Genomic DNA, 18848 nt, shown 5'->3' with positions numbered 1-18848 from the left:
GTGTAAATGTTTTCGCTTTTAAAAACGTGTTTTTATTTTTTCTATTTGCTCTTCAGTGTAAGGGACCGCCGCAAACTTACCCCATATTGGCGCAGGCCACGCCTTATCAGTTTTAAATCGTGCAATATGATGAATGTGTAATTGCGGCACCATATTCCCCAAAGCCGCGACGTTTAATTTATCTGGGTTAAAAACCTCAATAAGTAACTTACTTAGTTTTGCAGACTCTTTTAAATACACCACTTGATCGTCTTCAGATAAGTCGATTATTTCTTTTAAACCAGCTTGCCTTGGCACTAATACAAACCACGGGTATAGGCTATCGTTTAATAAAAGCACCTTGCACAGTGGCCAATCGGCTAACTCTATACAATCTCGTTTAAGTTCAACGGCCAGTTCAAAGTCGCTATCTGTCATTGTGTTTTTCCTTGTTAATCTTTAATAATTGCTACTTTATAGCATTTAGTTGCAGTTGCACACGCTTGGCTTTACCATTCAAAATAATATTTATACTGAGCTAAGGTAACCTTGTGCTAAAAAAAATAAAACACCTCTCACTCGCTGTACCACTGATTGTGGGCGCTATCAGTGTTCAAGCAAAACCTTTATCGCTAGAGCGCATTTTTGATGATCCAAGCCTCTCAGGCAAATCTCCCGTTCAACTTAAATTTTCGCCAGATGGAAGCCGTGTAACTTACCTACAGGGTAAAACTGACGACTACAACCGCTACGATTTGTGGGAATACAACTTAGAAGATAACACTAATCGTGTATTGGTCGATTCAGCCGAATTATTTTCTGGCCCTGAAAACCTATCAGACGAAGAAAAAGCACGCCGCGAACGCCAACGTATTTTTGGCAAAGGTATTCTAGAATACACATGGTCAACCGATGGCAAAGCACTTTTATTTCCGCTTAATGGCGATCTGTACTACTACGACTTAGCCTCAGCTAAAAGTAAAAAGCTAACTAACACAGATGCATTTGAAACCGATGCACGCTTTTCGCCAAAAGGAAACTATGTATCGTTTATACGCGAACAAAACCTATACGCGTTAGCTCTTAATTCAGGTAAAGAAATTCAATTAAGCCAAGACGGTGGCGGCGTTATTAAAAATGGTATGGCCGAATTTGTAGCGCAAGAAGAAATGAGCCGCATGACTGGCTACTGGTGGTCGGGCGATGAAACTAAAATTGCTTATACACGTGTTGATGAGTCACCTGTTAAAGAAGCTATTCGCAACGAAATATACGCTGACGAAGTAAAGCTATTTAATCAACGTTATCCATTTACCGGTACCGACAACGTTAAAATTCAACTCGGTGTGGTTAAATTAAACAACCAACATGTTGATTGGATTGATTTAGGTAAAGACGAAGATATTTACATTGCACGCGCTAAATGGTTAAAAGACAGCAAAACACTTTCTTACCAGTGGCAAAACCGTTCGCAACAAACACTCGAACTTCGCTTTTATGACTCTGAGTCTAAACAGCAAAAAGTAGCCCTAACCGAAAACAGCGATACATGGATCAACCTACATTTTGACCTCGTTTTTTTAAAAGACAAAAAACACTTTGTGTGGGCTTCTGAGCGTGATGGGTTTAAACACCTTTATCTTTACCGCACAAATGGACAATTAGTTCGTCAAATTACATCGGGTGACTGGGCTGTTGATAGCCTAAAAGGCATTGATGAGAAAAAAGGCATTGTGTACTTTGCTGGCAGAAAAGACACACCACTTGAAAGCCACTTATATAGCGCACCTTTATTTAAAAAAGGTGACTCTAAACGAATTACTGAAGAAGGCCAGTACCACAACGTAGTGCTAGCAAAAGATAATAAAACCTTTATTGACACAAGTTCTTCTGTTAATAAGCCTAAGTCGGCAGCACTGCGTAAAGTTAACGGCGAATTTATTACTTGGCTTGAAGAAAACAAGCTAGATAACAGCCACCCACTTACACCTTATTTGAGCAATTTAGCAACACCTGAGTACGGCACGTTAAAAGCCGACGATGGACAAATAATGCATTACCGCTTATTCAAACCAACTAATATGAGTGCGGGTAAAAAGCACCCAGTCATTGTTAACGTATACGGCGGCCCGCATGCTCAACGCGTTACAAACAGCTGGCGCAGTAAAAATTTATACTTTCAATATATGGCGCAGCAAGGTTATGTAATTTTTCAACTTGATAACCGTGGTTCGTACAACCGTGGTAAAAAGTTTGAAGACGCGATATACAAAAACCTAGGTGACGTTGAAGTAAGCGACCAAATTAAAGGCGTTGAATTTTTACGTACACTTGACTACGTAGATGCTAAACGCATTGGTATTTACGGCCATAGCTACGGTGGCTATATGGCGCTTATGACCATGTTTAAAGCTGGTGACTACTTTACTGCCGGTGTATCAGGTGCTCCGGTAACTGATTGGGCATTATACGACACTCATTACACAGAGCGTTATTTAGGTCACCCTGATACAAATGCAAAAGGTTATGAAGCTAGCGCAGTATTTCCATATACCGATGGTCTTAAGGGACCACTAATGATTTATCACGGTATGGCAGACGACAATGTATTGTTTACTCATGCAACTAAACTATTTAAACAACTACAAGACAGTGAAAAACAGTTTGAAATGATGACCTACCCAGGTTCAAAACATAGCTTGCGCGGTAAGCAAGTTCAAACACATTTACACCAAACTATTACAAATTTCTTTAACCGTCATTTTGATGTTAAATAACAAACAGTAACTAACTTATTAAGGCTGATTTTTAATCAGCCTTTTTTATTTAAAAAGAGTCTTAAACTCAGCCTTAGTTAAATGCCCCAAATACAGCTTTAAATTTAACCTCGAAATATAAACTAGCCCTAGATTAAACCCATATTTTTACTAAACTTATTTGGTGCACTTTTTTGTGCAAATAATTAAAGGATACGCACATGCTTAATCTTCGACGTTTTAGTATTTTTCAGCGTTTTGCTATGTTGGTTGGCATTGTTATTTTTGGCTTGATTGTATTGAGTGTTTCTAGCTTAAACAACCAATATAAAGCCCTTAAATACGAACAATACCTAAAAACACAAAATGTAGTGGAAACCGCTTATAGTATTATTGAACACTTTCACACACTTGAACAAAACAACACACTCACACAGCAGCAGGCACAAACGCAAGCAATGAATGCAATTCGTGCTTTACGCTATGACAAAACTAATTATTTTTGGATAAACAACTACCAACCAGAAATGGTAATGCACCCAATAAAACCCGCCCTTGAAGGTAAAGATTTAACTAACAATAAAGATCCAGACGGTAAAGCGTTGTTTGTTGAAATGGTTAATATTACTAAAAAAGATGGCGAAGGCTTTATTCCTTACAAGTGGCCAAAACCCGGTGAAGAACAACCCGTTGATAAAGTTGCCTTTGTAAAAGGGTTTAACCAATGGCAGTGGATAATTGGCTCAGGTGTATATTTAGATACCATAGATGCTGCTTTTTCGTCTCAACGTAACCTTATTATTTTAAACGCCGTAGTGATGATCATAGCTGTTATTGTGTTTAGTTACTTTATAGGGCGTAGTGTATTACTACCAACACGACTTGCCGCCAACATGATGAAAGATATTTCGCAGGGTGAAGGCGACTTAACCCGCACTTTAAATGAAGAAGGTAACGATGAAATTTCGAAGCTATCGCATTCATTTAATTTATTTGTTTCAAAAATGCGTGAATCGTTAGTACATGTGTCGCAAAGCGCAAACGATGTTAACGAACACGCACACACAGTTGATGACTCAACAAAAACTAGCCAATCATTCATAGAGCTACAAAACGACAGCTCGACACAAGTTGCAGCGGCAATGGAGCAAATGACCCATCAAATACATGATGTGAGCAGCAACGCAGAAGCCGCAGAGCAAGCCGCTAATGATGCAGCACATAACGCTTTAACGGGTAAACATGTAGTCGCAGAAACAATTACCGCCATAGAAACACTCTCGGCAAACATCGAGACAGTAAGTCGTGTAACAGAAGACTTAGCAAATGAAAGTCAGAACATAGGCTCTGTACTGGATGTAATTAGAAGTATTTCTGAACAAACAAACCTACTCGCGCTTAATGCTGCGATTGAAGCCGCACGTGCTGGTGAGCATGGTCGGGGTTTTGCAGTCGTTGCCGATGAAGTACGTACGCTTGCCAGTAGAACAGGACAAAGCACTGACGAAATTCAATCAATGATCAGTAAACTACAAGAAGGTACCCGGGCGGCTGTAGACGCAGTTAAAGCCAGCCAAACGCTTTCTGTATCAACCGTTGAACAGGCATCCTCTGCTAATAACTCACTCAATGAAATTGAACGACTCGTATCTGTTATCACTGAAATGAACAGCCAAATTGCACGTGCAACAGAGCAGCAAACTCAAGCTGCAGATGAAGTGAACCTGCGCATAAACGATTTATCTCAATCAACTGAGCAATCGTTAGATAATACCAAGCAACTCAATAGCGCCAGTGACAAGCTCAAAAAAAGTAGTACCGAACTTTCATCTATTGTTAATCGATTCAAATTAAACTAAGTAAAAAAAAGCCCTGTTGAACAGGGCTTTTTCATTTAAATAGTTAACTGTTTATAAGCAGTAACAGGCAAATAAACTAGCAACAGATGCGGCTGTTGGTTTGCCATGTTGCCAATCACCACCTTCAACACCACTACCGGCAATATCCATATGCACGTATGGCAACGGCTGTGTAGAGTCTGTTCCGTGCTTGTCTAACCCGCCAACAACAGCTAAAAACGCCATAGGGAATTGGTGACCACGTGCCGTTACTGCAGAAGCTGCGTTGTTACTTGAAAGCACATCATCCGCCAAGGTACGAGGCTTAATAAAGTCGTAATCTTCACGGCGCGATCGCGATACTTCTGCACCATCAGCCCATAAATCGCCACAATCAGCAATTTGGCGCGAAACTTTAGCAAGCCTTGCTGGGCCATTTTCTACATAGGCACCATAAGGACCCATTGCTCGTGCGGCATGACCTGTAAGCGTTGCAACAGTAAATAATGTAGGGTTAACCTCTGTTTTAGCTAAATCTTTCATTTCGCTTAGTAGATCACCCATTGCCAAGCGCCCTTCAGCATCCGTGTTACCAATACGCACGCGCACACCTTCACGGCTTGTAATTATCTCATCAGGTACAAAACAGTCAGACCCAATTGAATTACGCACAACCGCTAGGTAAGCAATAACCTTCACACCTTCTGGTTGGTAGTCAGCCACGGCTTTCATAAACCCTGCAACCGAGGCAGCACCGCCTTTGTCACGGCTCATACCCGCCATATAACCACCCACTTTTAGATCTGCACCGCCGGTATCGTAAACTAGGCCTTTACCAACAAACATAAGAGTACGGGTAACTTCGCCCTCAGGCACATACTCAAGCTTAACAACTCGTGGATGATGACGCTCAACCGCATAAGATGCACGCGCAACAGTACTTAACATAGGGTAATTTTTATCAATAGCCGTAATATCGTCTATTACATCAACGGCTATATTTGTGCCTTTAAATAAATCAACACAGTAATCAGCAAAGCGAGGTGGCGCCATGCGCTCAGGCTCGGTACCACATAAATCACGAGCAGCATACTGCCCAGCCGCAATAGCATTAACAGCTTTAACTGTTTGTGAACTGGCATTAATTAGCCCAATAGTGGCTATCGGCTCAATCTTTTCGCCGTGGTACTCACGCGCTTCTAAAGGCTGCCAAAGTGCTTGGCACATACCTAAAAATGAAACTTCTAACGCATGCTGATAACGGCTATCGCCTGACAAACTTGGTAAAAACAATGCTGGATTAACACTACCTGATAACTTGGCTTCATTGATTGCCAGTTTAGCGGCATCAAAATAACGACGAACATCGTCGTAGTCTCTATTTAGCGGCCCCGTTGGCGCTAAAATTACACGCTTATTTTCAATAACAAGTAAGGTTACCTGCTTGCCAATGCGCGCATCAATTTTTGACTGAGCTAAAACGGCATCGCGAAGAGAGTTATTAGGTAATTTAGAAAAGTCATCACTTATGATGATCAGTGCGTCATGTGATGCACATTCAAGACTAGCGCTTGTTAATTGGGCTAACACAGCTTTAGGGTATGCCATAAATACAGATCCTGTTAAAAACATAGACCTTTATTATCGTCGATTTGTATATTGAAGACCAGTAAGATGCGATAAGCGTTTAATTTATCTAAAACGCTTTGTAAATGCGTCACGCATCAATCCAAAATACTCAATTGTAAATTATGCTCAGGCTGGCTTTTAATACCGACGCCAATGCCTAATAACCTAACAGGTTGCTGCAAACCACGTTGATACGCTTTAGTAAGTAACTGAACAAAAATTTCAGTATTTAATTGATGATAAGCCTGATCGGCTGAGGTCACCACAAAATTAGCAAACTTCACTTTTACACTTAATTTATTAATACGATTTTGTAATTGTTGCTTATCAAGCCTACGCGTTAATTCATCTATTAAGCTAGGGATCTGATCCAAGCATTCTTGCAGACTGGTTTTATTGTATTCGTAGGTATGCTCAACACTTAAAGACTTACGTATTCGCTCGGTTGAAACGCTACCAATGTATTCTCCCGCACATTTTTGATAAAGCGACACACCAAAATTACCAACGTGTTGCTGCATCCAGTTCACCCCTTTTCCACGCACATCTTTCCCTGTATAAAGCCCTTTAAGATTTAATCTCTCTAGTGTCACTTTACCCACACCGGGAATTTTTCCTAGCGGCAGCTGTTCTAAAAATGGGTCAACCTCATTAGGCAGTACAACAAATTGGCCATTTGGCTTATTTTCATCACTGGCTATCTTGGCAATAAATTTAACTGGGGCCACACCAGCAGAAGCAGTTAGCCCTGTTGCGTTATATATATCAGCTCTTATTTGCTTAGCAATGAGTGTCGCACTGCCTTTACATGCTTGGCTGTCAGTAACATCAAGGTAGGCTTCGTCAAGAGAAAGTGGCTCTACAAGGTGGGTGTAACGACTAAACACTTCGCGTATTTGGCTCGATATTTCTTTATAAACAGCCATACGTCCGGGCACAATAACCAAGTCGGGACATAATTGCTTAGCATGGTAATTAGACATCGCAGAGCGCACGCCAAACTCTCTGGCTATATAGTTGGCGGTAGATAGCACGCCACGCCGACTGTTGCCGCCAATAGCAAGCGGTACATTTGCGAGCTTTGGGTTGTCTCGCATTTCTACCGCCGCATAAAAGCAGTCCATATCTATGTGTATAAACTTTTTCATCACCACAATAAAGACTGTTTATTTATACAGTCATTATTATGTAATCCCTATTTATAATCAAGCTCAGTGGCAATTAAAAAAGACGTTTAGTGCTTTCTTGCTCTTTCATACTTCGTAGCCAAAGCAAAACTTCAAAAAAGAACCCTGCCAAAATAAGAATAATAGCACCAGAGGCGTTACCCATTGCATAACAGGTAAACGACGCTATAAAAACTAAACTAGCTAATAACCAATTAATTATATTTTGCATGTGTGTGCTCCTGTGTGTGTTTTTTAACTGTATACCAAAATCAATTGGTTACAAAGTTTTTAAAACCACCTAATTATAAATTCCCTTGAGCTCACTAGTTCATATTGATAATCTAAGTGCTTTAAAGTTAAGAGCTATAAGTACATGCAAAGGTTCAAAGATAATCACCCTATTCATACCGACATCACTGTAGCATGGGCCGACATGGATGCCCTTCAGCACGTTAACAACGTGGTATACCTGCGTTATTTTGAAATAGCCCGAATAGACTTTTTAAATAAACTAAACTTATTCGACACCATTAAACCCGGTGGAGTTGGCCCTGTTATAAGTGAAAATACTATTCGCTATAAGCGCCCCGTTACCTTTCCCGACACTCTAACTGTTGGGGTCACTATTTCAGATATTAAAACCGACCGATTTGTAATGAATTACAGTGTATTTAGTCACGCACAAAGTGCGATAACCACCACGGGCACATCAAAAGTAGTGATGTTTGATTTTAAAACGGGTGCAAAAGCCCCAATTACAGAACCACTTTTATCAGCCTTACTAAAATACGCACAAGACGAGTCATAAGGAATTCCTATGCAATACAGCCCACTTGGTAGCAGCGGGGTTAACGTTTCAAGAGTCGGTCTAGGCAGTATGACTTGGGGCGTTCAAAACACTCAACGCGACGCAGACGATCAAATAGCCTATGCATTAGAGCGTGGCGTAAATTTTATTGATACAGCTGAAATGTATGCCGTACCTCCCTCGCCTGAAACCTACGGTAAAACAGAGCAAATTATTGGCGACTGGCTTTCTCGTAATCAACAAAAACGAAGCGACATAGTACTGGCAACAAAAGTAGCGGGTAACGGCCTATCGTGGGTACGAGAGGGTGGCGATATAACCCGCCAAGCAGTTATAGAGGCGGTTGATAATTCCCTTAAGCGCTTGCAAACCGATTATATTGATTTGTACCAATTACATTGGCCTAATCGTTCAACACCCCACTTTGCAAGGCAGTGGCCAGGAATACTTAAATTTAGTGATGTAGATACACAAGCTCACCAAGCTGGCATGCTTGATATTTTAGAAGGCCTTAACGACTGTGTTAAAGCGGGCAAAATTAAACATTGCGGACTGTCTGATGACACACCTTGGGGGATTAGCCAGTTTGTAAGTTTGGCAAAAGAGCACAACTTGCCACGCATGGTGTCGATTCAAAATGAATTTAGCTTAGCTCATGCTAAAGATTGGCCTTATTTGATTGAGCAATGTGTACATGAAGATATTGCTTACCTGCCTTGGTCACCTTTAGCAGCCGGTTTGCTAACAGGTAAATATCTAGAGGGTGCTCGTCCAAAAGGCTCGCGGTGGAGCTTCGCACAACGTAATGGTATTTTTAGAGATACCCCTAATGCCCAACAAGCAACAAAGCTATATGCAGAGCTTGCTCATGCAAACAATATGACGCCAGCACAACTTGCTCTTGCGTGGTGTAATCAGGTAGATGGAGTAACGTCTTCTATAATTGGCGCCACAACTATGGCGCAGTTAAAAGAAGATATAGACGCTTTTAATATCACTTTGAATGAAGAAACCTTAACGAGCATAGGGACTATTTTCAAAAACTATCCTATGCCTTACTAACTTTAGTTTTTTAAAAGTATAAAAGCAGGTAAATCACTACCTGCTTTTTTTAACTAATAAAAAATGATTGTTTATTATTGTTAATTACTATCTATACTAAAAGTATTACTTTTTAAAGAAAGTTTATGCAATGGTAAAACGCGTATTAATAATTAGTTTGTTATTTTCATCGTTCACAGCACTTGGTAAAACTAAGCAAGCAGAGCCCATTAAAGAAATAATTTGGCTACAAAGCTACACCCCCCCTTTTCACATAACTAAAAGCGATAAAGCGCCACAAGGTGGGCTTTGTGACAACTTAACAGAGCAACTAATTAACACAATTACTGATGTAAAGCATACACGGCTAGTTGTGCCACAGCAGCGTATAAATAAATATTTAAATGAAGGTAAAAATGTATGCTTTCCATGTGTTATTTATAAAAAACAAAATAATCACATACTCAAACTATCAAACCCAACCACTGTCTACCCGCCATTCTCCGTATTAACAACCACAGAATTAGCCCCAAAATTAACAAAAAAACACGGCTTACCAATTAATTTAATTAATTTATTAGCCGATCAAAACTACATTTACGGCCAAGCCGCGGCACGCAAATTTTCAAATAGAATAAACACAATTATTAGCAATACAAAACTTAATAATAGCTCGTCATTTAGCTGGAGTAGCGAAAACGAAAGCCAAGCCGTGATTGCGCGCTTAAGCCGTGGCTTTTTAGACTACTCTATTGATTACCCATTTATGGCTGACTACTTTAATAAACAAGGAAGGTTTAATAACATAACCAGTATCCCTTTGGCTGAAGAGGAAGATGGCTTTATACGAGGTGCAGTGGGCTGTGCTGTAAAAGCAAAAAATAACTTTGCAACTCAAGCAATAAAAAGGATTAACAATGCATTAAAAACAACCATTTTACAGTCACCTGAGTACATAAAAAGTCAGCATGCTTTTTTAAACCCTAGTTTTGCTGACTTCAACAAACACTATCAACAGCAGGTTATTAACTTTAAGCTACCTGCCACTGATGCTCAATCAAACACTGTTCATTAGCGTACAGAGCAACAGAAAAAGTACTGTTTTCAGCCACTTCACCAACACCTGAAGGCGTACCAGTCATGACTACGTCACCATCGTCTAAGCTCATAAACTCGCTGATTTCTTGTAAAATAGCATCGGGTTTACTTAGCATGAAGTGAGTATCGCCTTGCTGAATAACGGCGCCGTTAATTTTTAATTCAAATTTAAAGTCATGTACGCTGCCACTTAATGCAACAAACTCACTAAAAACAACTGAGCCATCAAACGCCTTTGCGCGCTCCCATGGTAATCCTTTATTTTTTAGTTTACTTTGTACGGTGCGTTTTGTTAAATCAAGCCCAAGACCAACACCTACAAATTTTCTGTTTTTTACTACAAAGCATAACTCTGTCTCGTAGTGCAAAACATCGCCATTATGCTGGGCTCTTAGAGTGTGTGTAATTGCGCTGTTAGGTTTATTAAATAACACCATTTCATCGGGAGTTTCGTTATTTAACTCTGCAATGTGGGCTGTATAATTCCTGCCAACGCAGACGATTTTTGAAGGCGTTAATCTTTCAGAGTCTAGTGTTATAAACTGCATATAATTTAAACCTCACGCTTTAACTTATAAGTGTTTCTAATAAGCCTAAATTAATAGGTTTTAATAAAACACGATCAATATTTAAATCTTTTATCTCTTTTGGATCAGGTTCCGCACCACTCACAATAACTAATCGCAACTCAGGGTATCGCTCGTTAACCTGCTCACCTAAGTCAATTCCGCTGCCATCTGGTAAATGCATATCTAACAATACTTTATCAAATTGCTGATCGTGGTTAAGTATTTGCAAACACTGCGCACAGCTTGACGCTATAACCGTCTCTACTCCTAAGCTTTCTAAAAGCAACTGGGTTATTTGTGCAGCATCGTCATCATCTTCTACCAATAAAAAGCGCTGCCTTTTTTCACTTAGCGCTTTGACTTGAATATCTTTTGCCTGAGGCGCATTTTCAGGCGAAACTAAGTAATCCTGAAGGCATTGATATAACGCACTGCTGTCAACTGGTTTTGGTATTACGTCATTAAAACCTAGTGCTGCAAGCTCTTCATGTATTCCTTTCATTGTGGCAGCTGTAAGCGCAATTATTGGCCCTTTGTAGCCCATTTTTCTAAGCTCAATGGTTGCTTCTTTACCACCCATTATTGGCATATGAATATCAATAAAAATAATATCGTATGGCGCTTTATAGGCGTCGGCTATACGCACTTTTTCAAGCGCTTGCTGGCCATGCTCTGCGTAGTCTACTCGCGCGCCGCAGCTACTGATCATATGCCCTACCAGCATTCGTAAATCGCGCAAATCATCAACAACCAGTACTCGCCCGTGGACTTTACTGGGTGTTAATTTACTTTGTAACTGTGGGGCACTGCTAAAGTTGAGCACTTGTCGCTCAACATCACTTATGTCACCTGGGTATACCGAAATAGTAAAGGTCGACCCTTTGCCTATTTCTGAATGCAAACTTATATTACCTTGCATACGAGACAATAGCTCGGCACATATTGCCAAGCCCAAACCTGCACCGCCAACTGAACGCGACTCTACATCGGCTATTTGTTCAAATGGTTTAAAAATAAGCTGTTGCTTTTCGGGTGCAATCCCCATGCCTGAATCTTTAATGCTAAAAAAGAGCATCTCTGTGCCGTCAACATGCTGCGTCCAAGCCTTAACAACTATCTCGCCTTTATCTGTAAACTTAACGGCGTTATTAATTAAATTTATTAGTATTTGACGAACACGCGTCGCATCAAGGCGGGCAACTAGCGGGAGCGCTTGGTCTGATTCAAACTTAAGTGCTAACCCTTTATCAAGCACTGATACACGCATTAACGTGTATACATCTGCAAGCATGCTATCGAGGTTTACTTCACTGGGTGTGAGCTCTAGTTTATCTGCGGCTATTTTTGATAAGTCTAATACGTCATTAAGCAGGCTAAGTAAGTGTTTACCATTTCTGTAAATAACCCCTAACTCGTTTTCGGCTTGTTGACTAAAGTCGCTTTGCATTAACAATTCTGTGTAACCTAAAATTGATGAAAGCGGTGTACGTAACTCGTGGCTTAAATGCGCTAAAAAACGGTCTTTTGAGCGGTTTTCAGCTTCCGCTTTTAAACGTTCTACGCGCTCACCCTCAACATCTTTTCGGGCAAGGGCGTAACGAATTGCACGGGCAAAACGGCTTGAGCTCATTTCTCCTTTAATCAAGTAATCAACAGCTCCAGCGTCAAGTGCCGCAGAATCTAGTTCATCATCCGATTGCCCCGTAAGCATAATAATAGGCCCGCTAAAGCCATTAGCTATCGCTTCTTTTAAAACATCGAGCCCATTAGATGCCCCAAGGCGGTAATCAAGCAAACAAATATCGTGCTCGTTTTTACTTAGCGTTTCTATTGCTTGCTCTGGAGAGCTTACCCATTGAACGTTAAACGTATGTGAGTCTAATTGCTCCAAATAGTCGCAGGTGAGTATGTAATCATCTTCATCGTCTTCTACAAGTAGCAACTGAGTCACTTTATCTAACATACAATCTCCATTAATCGTTAAACGTACTTGGCAACTCTACAAACTCAACCCAATATTTCCCAAGGGTTTTCATCAAATCAACTAAGCCATCAAAAGTTACAGGCTTAGTAATGTATGAAGCTGCACCTAAGTTATACCCTTTAACCATATCTTCTTCTTGTTTCGATGTGGTTAAAATAACAACTGGAATCCCTTTTAAATTTGGGTTTGCTTTAATCGCCTCTAACGCCTCGCGGCCATCCATTCTTGGCATGTTCAAATCAAGTAAAATTAGCCCAGGACGCGGCGATACTTCTTTATCAGCAAACTTTCCTTTGCGCTCCAAATACTCAAGTAACTCAACACCATCTTCTACAAAGTGCAGCTCGTTAAGTACTCGGCTTTCAGCAAGTGCATCTTGCGTTAATAAACGATCATCTTCGTCGTCGTCAGCCATTAAAATAGTAATTGGTTTAACTTTTGTGTAGGGCATTTAAGCCTCTCCTTGCAAGGTGAAAAGCGCAGCTTCCACTGGTAGTTTTATAATGAAGGTTGCACCTTCACCGTCTTTACTTTGAGCTGTAATAGTACCGCCATGGCGCTCTACAATCCGTCTGCACACAGAAAGACCAATACCTGTCCCTTTATATTGTGAGCGACCATGCAAACGCTGAAACGGTACAAATATTTTATCAGCATAGTCTTGAGAGAACCCTATGCCATTATCCTTTATGGTAATTACTTGAAAGCTTAATTCTGCATTGTGATCTTCATTAAAAATAGCCTCATGTTCGTAACTAATTTTTATATGCGGACTCACATCTTGGCGTCTAAACTTAACCGCATTCGAGAGTAAGTTTAAAAAAAGTTGCTGCATTTGGCTTTTATCTGCTTGAATAACAGGCAACTCTGCCACTTCAATTTGTGCATCTGACTCTTTTATTGCAATCTCTAAGTCGCTAAGAATATCGTCAACTACTTCATTTAAGTTAGTATCATCAAAGTCTTTACCACGCGTAGTAACACGCGAAAACTCTAACAAGTCGTTAATTAAGTTCGACATTCGCTGTGCGGCGTTTTTCATACGGCCAATATAATCCAAGCCTTTTTCGCCTAAATCATCTTTGAACATGGTTTCTAACCGGTCACTAAATGCTTGAATTTTTCGAAGAGGTTCCTGCAAATCATGGCTTGCCACAAAAGCAAACTCTTCCAACTCCCGGTTACTTCTGCTTAACTCGTCTGAATACAAGGTTAGCTCTTGCGTGCGTTCAGATACTTTACTAGCCAATGTTTCGTTTTGTTTCTCAAGATCAAATCGATATTGAGCGGCATTTCTGAGGTTTAAGCGTGTCATTACAAACATGCCTATAATCAGTATTGCACTAGTAATCGCGGTAATCGCAAACGTAATTTTGGCCTCGTTTTTGATTTGAGCAAGCTTTGAAAAATGGCTCACTTTAAACAGTAGTTCGCGATCTTGTATATCATTTACACGTTCACGAATTTGCTTGTAAAGCTCTCGGCCGTTGTGGGTATTTAAAATAGCTAAAGCACGGCGCTCTTTATCATCAAGCGCTAAGTTAACTGTTTTTTTAAGCTCTTTAATTTTACTTTGTACTAAAACAAGTAGCTGTGCTATCCGCTCTGATTGGCCATCAATTTCCGAATGCAGTGATTTAACATGATCTATTTGTGCTTCTAACTGGCCAATTGCATCGAAGTAAGGTGTAAGGTAATCATCTTCTTCCGTTAATAAATAGCCACGCTGCCCAGACTCAGCCTGTACAATAGATAAATGCAATTGCTCTATTGCCGAACTTAGCATGCTAGTGTTGTCTAAGCTTTTTTGTGTTTGGGTTAACCCTTGAATTGTATTTAATGCCAAAAATGCATTGCCCACAATAATAGATAACAACACAACTATAAAAGCCGCCCACGTAACATTCGCTTTACCTTGTTGTTTTTGCATGCTTATTTACTTTCCTGTTTGCGCATAAAACACGCTTTCATCATTGTGAATCAACAATTTTTTGTAAGCTTTCACTGCATTGTTGGCAATTGCTAATAATTTTATTTAGTGCCTCGAGTGCCTTTTCTTTTGGCATATCGTTTTCAAGTACTAACTTAATTAGCTCAGCATTCATTGAAATACGATTTAAAGGGGCTCTTGCGTCATGAACTAATTTATTAAGCGGCTCCGGTTGATTGTTCTGTGTCATGTTACCTCTCAACTTATTTATACTCGCCAATACCACCGTAAGCATTAAGGCGGTTATAAAGTGTTTTAGTGCTAATTCCTAGCATTTGTGCGGCAAGTGTTTTATTCCCTTGTACCTTGTCGAGCGTTGCATGAATGAGCTCTTTTTCAACTTCTTCTATGGTTTGTCCAGCCGACACTGCGTTATCAGCACTTTGATTATTTACACGTGAAAATGGCGACTCTAGATTATCTGGCAGTGTCACTTCGCCTGATTTAGGGTCACTCATGATAAAGGCACGGTGAATAGCATGGCGAATTTCACGCACATTGCCCGGCCACTCATAACTTTGCAGCTCTTTAAGCTGTGCAGCAGTCCAACTAAATGCGGTGCCATTCTCATCGTTTAGCTGATCTAAAAATGCTTTTGCTAACAGTGGAATATCGTCTTTTCGATCTCTTAAAGGCGGAATATCAATAGGAAACACTGCGAGTCTAAAGTAAATATCTTCACGAATAACGTTGTTTTGAGCCAAGTCTTCTAACGTTCGGTTAGTTGCAGAGATTACTCGACAATTGGTTGGAATTTCTTTATTGCCCCCTACACGCGTTACTTTTTTAGTCTCAAGAACACGTAATAAATTAGGCTGCATATCAATTGGCATTTCGGTTACTTCATCTAAAAACAAAGTACCGTCGTTTGATTGCTCAAACACCCCTTCTTTGCGCGCAATTGCACCTGTAAATGCGCCTTTTTCATGGCCAAATAATTCACTGCCAATCAGCTCTTTCGAAAGTGCACCACAGTTACTAGCCACTAATGGGCCTTCGCACTGGCTGGCATTGTGTATTGCCTGAGCCACAACTTCTTTACCTGCGCCACTTTCGCCCATTAACATGACATTGGCATTTGTTTTGGCTACTCGCTCAATCATATTGTAAAGTTTGTGCATTGGCTCTGACTCGCCAATTAAGCTGCCAAAATGACGCGTAATACCACTGGTTTTTGCCTTTTTAACGGCTACTTTTTTAGGGCCATTTAAAACAAGCTCTAAATCTTCGCGTTGAAGGGGTTTTAGAAGGTGCCCAATATTAGGCTCACACATATCAGCCAATATTCCCTTCACTGAAGGGTGGCCCGATATGAGTGTAATTTTTGGAGATTGGCCAATTATTTTTAAATGGTCAAGCAAATGAAGTCCGCTTCCATCAGGTAACATGAAATCAAGTAACACATGATCAAAGGTATTATTTTCAAACCATTGGTGTGCTTCTTTTAAACTGGTTGCGGTGCTTATATTGTGGCCGAGGAATTCGACTATGTGGCAAACAACGTCACTAAATTCAACGTCATCATCTACTAAAAGTATGTTTAACATGATAAATCCCTGTTCTTTTTTTTTATTCTACGCACCCTAAGAACTAATTTAAAGGTGCGTATTGAGCTAATCTTTTAAAATAACTTAAATGATTTATTGTCCTATTATATCAACCCTCTATTTACGTAAGCTGAAAGCATAACGATCACAATAAAAACAATTTTTATTTGCAAGTAACACTTATACAGCTGATATACTCGTATGTTAATAAAAGGAGATGAAATGCAGCAATTAAAAACCTTAATCCACTCTGGTATTAATATAAACCAAGGCACTCATTTCACACGTATTACCGCTCGTGCCATTGTAATAAAAAACAATAAAATATTACTTATGTACACAAATCGTTATGAAGATTATAGCCTACCTGGCGGTGGTGTAGATGAGGGCGAAAGCATTGAACAAGGCTTAATTCGCGAGTTGAGCGAAGAAACCGGCGCTAAAAATATTACTGTGGTTAAAGATTTTGGTCTCTACGAAGAGTATCGCCCTTGGTATAAAAACGACTTTGATATTATTCATATCAAATCGTATTGCTACGTGTGTAATATTGCCGATGAATTTGGCAAAGCAAAATTAGAGCACTACGAACAGCAAAATGGCATGACCGCAAAGTGGGTTGATATAAACGATGCAATTGCACATAACGAACGCACATTAGCCAATAGTGAAAAACAAGGCCTTTCTATTTTACGAGAAACCTACCTGCTCAAACAAATTGCACAAACGCTATTTTAAAGCCAAGTATAATTTATTAATCAGTTTGTAAATTTTGCACTGACCAGTACTTTTTACTTTATCTAATTTACAAAATTATAAATTAAAAAAGTAAAACAAGACTTTAAAAATAAAATAGCCAATAACAATCAACAAGTTAAAACAAAACCATTCCTGCGATTATATTGGCCTTTGATTTGCACCTATCTGCTTACATAAATTGTAAGGAGATAGGAATGAGCAATACAGTTAAAACGATTAATCCGGCAACTGAGCAAACCATCGATACCTACACGCTACTTTCTCAACATGAGGCTGAGCAAGTAATCGAAAAATCTCACGAAACATATTTAAAGTGGCGTTTAACGTCATTTAGCGAACGCGCAAAACATTTAAATGCCCTCGCAACACTTTTTGAAGAACAAAAAGAAGCCATTGCTAAATTAATGACCGAAGAAATGGGTAAAGTTTACGAGCAAGGCTTTCAAGAAGTTGAACTATGTGCCGGAATTTGTCGTTATACAGCTGAAAACGGCCCACAAGTTTTAGCGGACGAAGAACGAGACATGGACGGTGGCCGCGCCATTATTAGTTACCAACCTACGGGCGTTTTATTAGGCATTCAACCTTGGAACTTCCCGCTTTATCAAGTTATTCGCTACAGCGTAGCTAACATTATGGCCGGTAACACGACCGTGCTTAAGCACGCAGGTAACGTTTTTGGCATGGCTGAAAAAATCGAAGCCCTATTTAAACAAGCCGGTTTCCCGGAGCATTGCTTTAGCAATTTACTTATTGATGGTAAAACAGCAAGCAGCCTAATTGCCCACAAAGCAATTAGCGGTGTAACCTTTACAGGCAGTGATGGTACGGGTAAAAAAGTAGCCGAAGAAGCCGGTAAACACGTTAAAAAAACAGTACTGGAGCTTGGCAGTAACGATGCTTACTTAGTACTGGATGATGCCGATTTAGAACTTGCCGTTAAAACCTGTGTAACAGGACGTATGATCAACAACGGTGAAACCTGTGTATCAGCAAAACGTTTTGTTGTAGTTGAGTCACTTTACGATGACTTTAAAGCACAAATTAAAGAACAATTTGAAGCCCTTAAAATGGGTGACCCCATGGCTGATGACACAGACCTTGGCCCAATGGCACGTGAAGATTTACGCGACGGTATTCATGACCAAGTCATGCAATCGGTTAAAGCAGGTGCAAATATTGTAACGGGTGGTGAAATTCCATCGCAAACGGGTTACTACTACCCGCCTACAATTCTCGATAACTTATCGCCGGGTATGCCCGCATACGACGACGAATTATTTGGCCCCGTTGCTTCGCTAATTAAAGCAAAAGACAACGACGATGCTATGCGCATTGCCAACGACTCTCGCTATGGTTTAGGCGGTGGTATTTTTTCAAAGGATGAGAAAAAAGCCATCGAACTGGCTAAAAAGCACTTTGACACCGGTATGATCAACATTAACGGTTACGGCCTTGCACAGCCTAACCTACCGTTTGGTGGTGTTAAAGAAAGTGGCTACGGCCGAGAGCATGGTGGCTTTGGTATGCGCGAATTTGTGAATATTAAGAGCATTATGATTGCCAACGCATAATAAATGCAACATACCTGTTATTGAATAAAATAGCAGCAATAAATATTAAGCCTAAAAGCGAACTGCCGCTTTTAGGCTTTTTTATGCTTAACAAATAAAAGCTCGCT

Annotated in this window: 17 protein-coding genes; 7 read left to right on the top strand and 10 right to left on the bottom strand. The window is 40.1% G+C overall.

All coding sequences use genetic code 11. The annotated features are described in order from the left end of the window. Window positions 1–18: 18 nt before the first annotated feature. Entirely contained in the window at window positions 19–417 is a 399-nt protein-coding gene (locus PS1M3_RS03090; protein ID WP_203986219.1) for an HIT domain-containing protein, read from the bottom strand. A 113-nt stretch (window positions 418–530) separates the two neighbouring features. Here PS1M3_RS03090 and PS1M3_RS03085 point away from each other — a divergent pair, with 113 nt between their 5' ends. Together PS1M3_RS03085 and PS1M3_RS03080 are read left to right on the top strand one after the other, a co-directional pair. Beyond that, window positions 531–2756, top strand: a complete 2226-nt coding sequence (locus tag PS1M3_RS03085; RefSeq protein ID WP_006794284.1) for a S9 family peptidase — start codon at window positions 531–533, stop codon at window positions 2754–2756. A 200-nt stretch (window positions 2757–2956) separates the two neighbouring features. Then, entirely contained in the window at window positions 2957–4594 is a 1638-nt protein-coding gene (locus tag PS1M3_RS03080; RefSeq protein ID WP_203986216.1) for a methyl-accepting chemotaxis protein, read from the top strand. Between the two features lie 51 nt (window positions 4595–4645). On the opposite strand, the gene PS1M3_RS03075 is transcribed toward PS1M3_RS03080, so the two are convergent. The 3 genes from PS1M3_RS03075 to PS1M3_RS03065 all read right to left on the bottom strand — a co-directional run bounded on the left by PS1M3_RS03075 (window position 4646) and on the right by PS1M3_RS03065 (window position 7600). Then, the gene (locus tag PS1M3_RS03075) at window positions 4646–6181 is read right to left on the bottom strand and encodes a leucyl aminopeptidase family protein (RefSeq protein ID WP_203986214.1); all 1536 of its coding nucleotides are present in this window, start codon (window positions 6179–6181) and stop codon (window positions 4646–4648) included. A 116-nt stretch (window positions 6182–6297) separates the two neighbouring features. Continuing rightward, the gene (dinB, locus tag PS1M3_RS03070) at window positions 6298–7350 is read right to left on the bottom strand and encodes a DNA polymerase IV (RefSeq protein WP_203986210.1); all 1053 of its coding nucleotides are present in this window, start codon (window positions 7348–7350) and stop codon (window positions 6298–6300) included. 73 nt (window positions 7351–7423) lie between these two features. Further along, on the bottom strand, window positions 7424–7600 hold the full coding sequence (locus PS1M3_RS03065) for a hypothetical protein (RefSeq protein ID WP_006793665.1): 177 nt from the start codon (window positions 7598–7600) through the stop codon (window positions 7424–7426). Window positions 7601–7744: 144 nt separating this feature from the next. On the opposite strand from PS1M3_RS03065, the gene PS1M3_RS03060 reads away from it, so the two are divergent. The 3 genes from PS1M3_RS03060 (at window position 7745) to PS1M3_RS03050 (ending at window position 10295) form a co-directional block, all read left to right on the top strand. Further along, the gene (locus tag PS1M3_RS03060; protein ID WP_006793666.1) at window positions 7745–8179 is read left to right on the top strand and encodes a thioesterase family protein; all 435 of its coding nucleotides are present in this window, start codon (window positions 7745–7747) and stop codon (window positions 8177–8179) included. Between the two features lie 9 nt (window positions 8180–8188). Continuing rightward, window positions 8189–9241, top strand: coding sequence for an aldo/keto reductase (locus PS1M3_RS03055; RefSeq protein WP_203986201.1), 1053 nt, complete (start codon window positions 8189–8191; stop codon window positions 9239–9241). Window positions 9242–9371: 130 nt separating this feature from the next. Continuing rightward, window positions 9372–10295: an ABC transporter substrate-binding protein gene (locus PS1M3_RS03050; RefSeq protein ID WP_203986199.1), complete on the top strand. Its 924-nt coding sequence runs from the start codon at window positions 9372–9374 to the stop codon at window positions 10293–10295. Here the strand turns inward: PS1M3_RS03050 and PS1M3_RS03045 are convergent. The 6 genes from PS1M3_RS03045 to PS1M3_RS03020 are packed head-to-tail and all read right to left on the bottom strand — an operon-like array spanning window position 10252 to window position 16408. Then, complete coding sequence (locus tag PS1M3_RS03045; protein ID WP_203986196.1) at window positions 10252–10866, bottom strand: fumarylacetoacetate hydrolase family protein; 615 nt, start codon at window positions 10864–10866, stop codon at window positions 10252–10254. The two genes, PS1M3_RS03050 and PS1M3_RS03045, sit on opposite strands and share 44 nt — an antisense overlap. Window positions 10867–10885: 19 nt before the next feature. Continuing rightward, window positions 10886–12850, bottom strand: coding sequence for a response regulator (locus PS1M3_RS03040; RefSeq protein ID WP_058430250.1), 1965 nt, complete (start codon window positions 12848–12850; stop codon window positions 10886–10888). 10 nt (window positions 12851–12860) lie between these two features. Further along, window positions 12861–13322: a response regulator gene (locus PS1M3_RS03035; RefSeq protein WP_008126515.1), complete on the bottom strand. Its 462-nt coding sequence runs from the start codon at window positions 13320–13322 to the stop codon at window positions 12861–12863. Continuing rightward, window positions 13323–14807, bottom strand: a complete 1485-nt coding sequence (locus PS1M3_RS03030; RefSeq protein WP_203987262.1) for an ATP-binding protein — start codon at window positions 14805–14807, stop codon at window positions 13323–13325. A 34-nt stretch (window positions 14808–14841) separates the two neighbouring features. Further along, a complete protein-coding gene (locus PS1M3_RS03025; protein WP_006793673.1) occupies window positions 14842–15051 on the bottom strand; it encodes a hypothetical protein in 210 nt (69 codons plus the stop codon). A gap of 13 nt (window positions 15052–15064) precedes the next feature. Next, window positions 15065–16408: a sigma-54 dependent transcriptional regulator gene (locus PS1M3_RS03020; protein ID WP_006793674.1), complete on the bottom strand. Its 1344-nt coding sequence runs from the start codon at window positions 16406–16408 to the stop codon at window positions 15065–15067. Window positions 16409–16630: 222 nt separating this feature from the next. On the opposite strand from PS1M3_RS03020, the gene PS1M3_RS03015 reads away from it, so the two are divergent. Next, the gene (locus PS1M3_RS03015) at window positions 16631–17146 is read left to right on the top strand and encodes an NUDIX hydrolase (RefSeq protein ID WP_006793675.1); all 516 of its coding nucleotides are present in this window, start codon (window positions 16631–16633) and stop codon (window positions 17144–17146) included. A gap of 215 nt (window positions 17147–17361) precedes the next feature. After that, on the top strand, window positions 17362–18741 hold the full coding sequence (locus tag PS1M3_RS03010) for an NAD-dependent succinate-semialdehyde dehydrogenase (RefSeq protein WP_008126503.1): 1380 nt from the start codon (window positions 17362–17364) through the stop codon (window positions 18739–18741). Window positions 18742–18848 lie beyond the last annotated feature (107 nt).

Source organism: Pseudoalteromonas sp. PS1M3 (assembly GCF_016865405.1).
In the GTDB taxonomy this organism is placed as follows: Bacteria; Pseudomonadota; Gammaproteobacteria; order Enterobacterales; family Alteromonadaceae; genus Pseudoalteromonas; species Pseudoalteromonas marina.
This window is presented reverse-complemented; position numbering and strand designations above follow the sequence as displayed.

Bases quoted from the DNA above. Each gene is read 5' to 3' on its own strand.
- PS1M3_RS03010 (WP_008126503.1), top strand. From the start codon at position 17,362: ATGAGCAATACAGTTAAAACGATTAATCCGGCAACTGAGCAAACCATC.
- PS1M3_RS03025 (WP_006793673.1), bottom strand. From the start codon at position 15,051: ATGACACAGAACAATCAACCGGAGCCGCTTAATAAATTAGTTCATGAC.
- PS1M3_RS03050 (WP_203986199.1), top strand. From the start codon at position 9,372: ATGGTAAAACGCGTATTAATAATTAGTTTGTTATTTTCATCGTTCACA.
- PS1M3_RS03015 (WP_006793675.1), top strand. From the start codon at position 16,631: ATGCAGCAATTAAAAACCTTAATCCACTCTGGTATTAATATAAACCAA.
- PS1M3_RS03035 (WP_008126515.1), bottom strand. From the start codon at position 13,322: ATGCCCTACACAAAAGTTAAACCAATTACTATTTTAATGGCTGACGAC.
- PS1M3_RS03040 (WP_058430250.1), bottom strand. From the start codon at position 12,850: ATGTTAGATAAAGTGACTCAGTTGCTACTTGTAGAAGACGATGAAGAT.
- PS1M3_RS03075 (WP_203986214.1), bottom strand. From the start codon at position 6,181: ATGGCATACCCTAAAGCTGTGTTAGCCCAATTAACAAGCGCTAGTCTT.
- PS1M3_RS03020 (WP_006793674.1), bottom strand. From the start codon at position 16,408: ATGTTAAACATACTTTTAGTAGATGATGACGTTGAATTTAGTGACGTT.
- PS1M3_RS03065 (WP_006793665.1), bottom strand. From the start codon at position 7,600: ATGCAAAATATAATTAATTGGTTATTAGCTAGTTTAGTTTTTATAGCG.
- PS1M3_RS03060 (WP_006793666.1), top strand. From the start codon at position 7,745: ATGCAAAGGTTCAAAGATAATCACCCTATTCATACCGACATCACTGTA.
- PS1M3_RS03080 (WP_203986216.1), top strand. From the start codon at position 2,957: ATGCTTAATCTTCGACGTTTTAGTATTTTTCAGCGTTTTGCTATGTTG.
- PS1M3_RS03090 (WP_203986219.1), bottom strand. From the start codon at position 417: ATGACAGATAGCGACTTTGAACTGGCCGTTGAACTTAAACGAGATTGT.
- PS1M3_RS03045 (WP_203986196.1), bottom strand. From the start codon at position 10,866: ATGCAGTTTATAACACTAGACTCTGAAAGATTAACGCCTTCAAAAATC.
- PS1M3_RS03055 (WP_203986201.1), top strand. From the start codon at position 8,189: ATGCAATACAGCCCACTTGGTAGCAGCGGGGTTAACGTTTCAAGAGTC.
- dinB (WP_203986210.1), bottom strand. From the start codon at position 7,350: ATGAAAAAGTTTATACACATAGATATGGACTGCTTTTATGCGGCGGTA.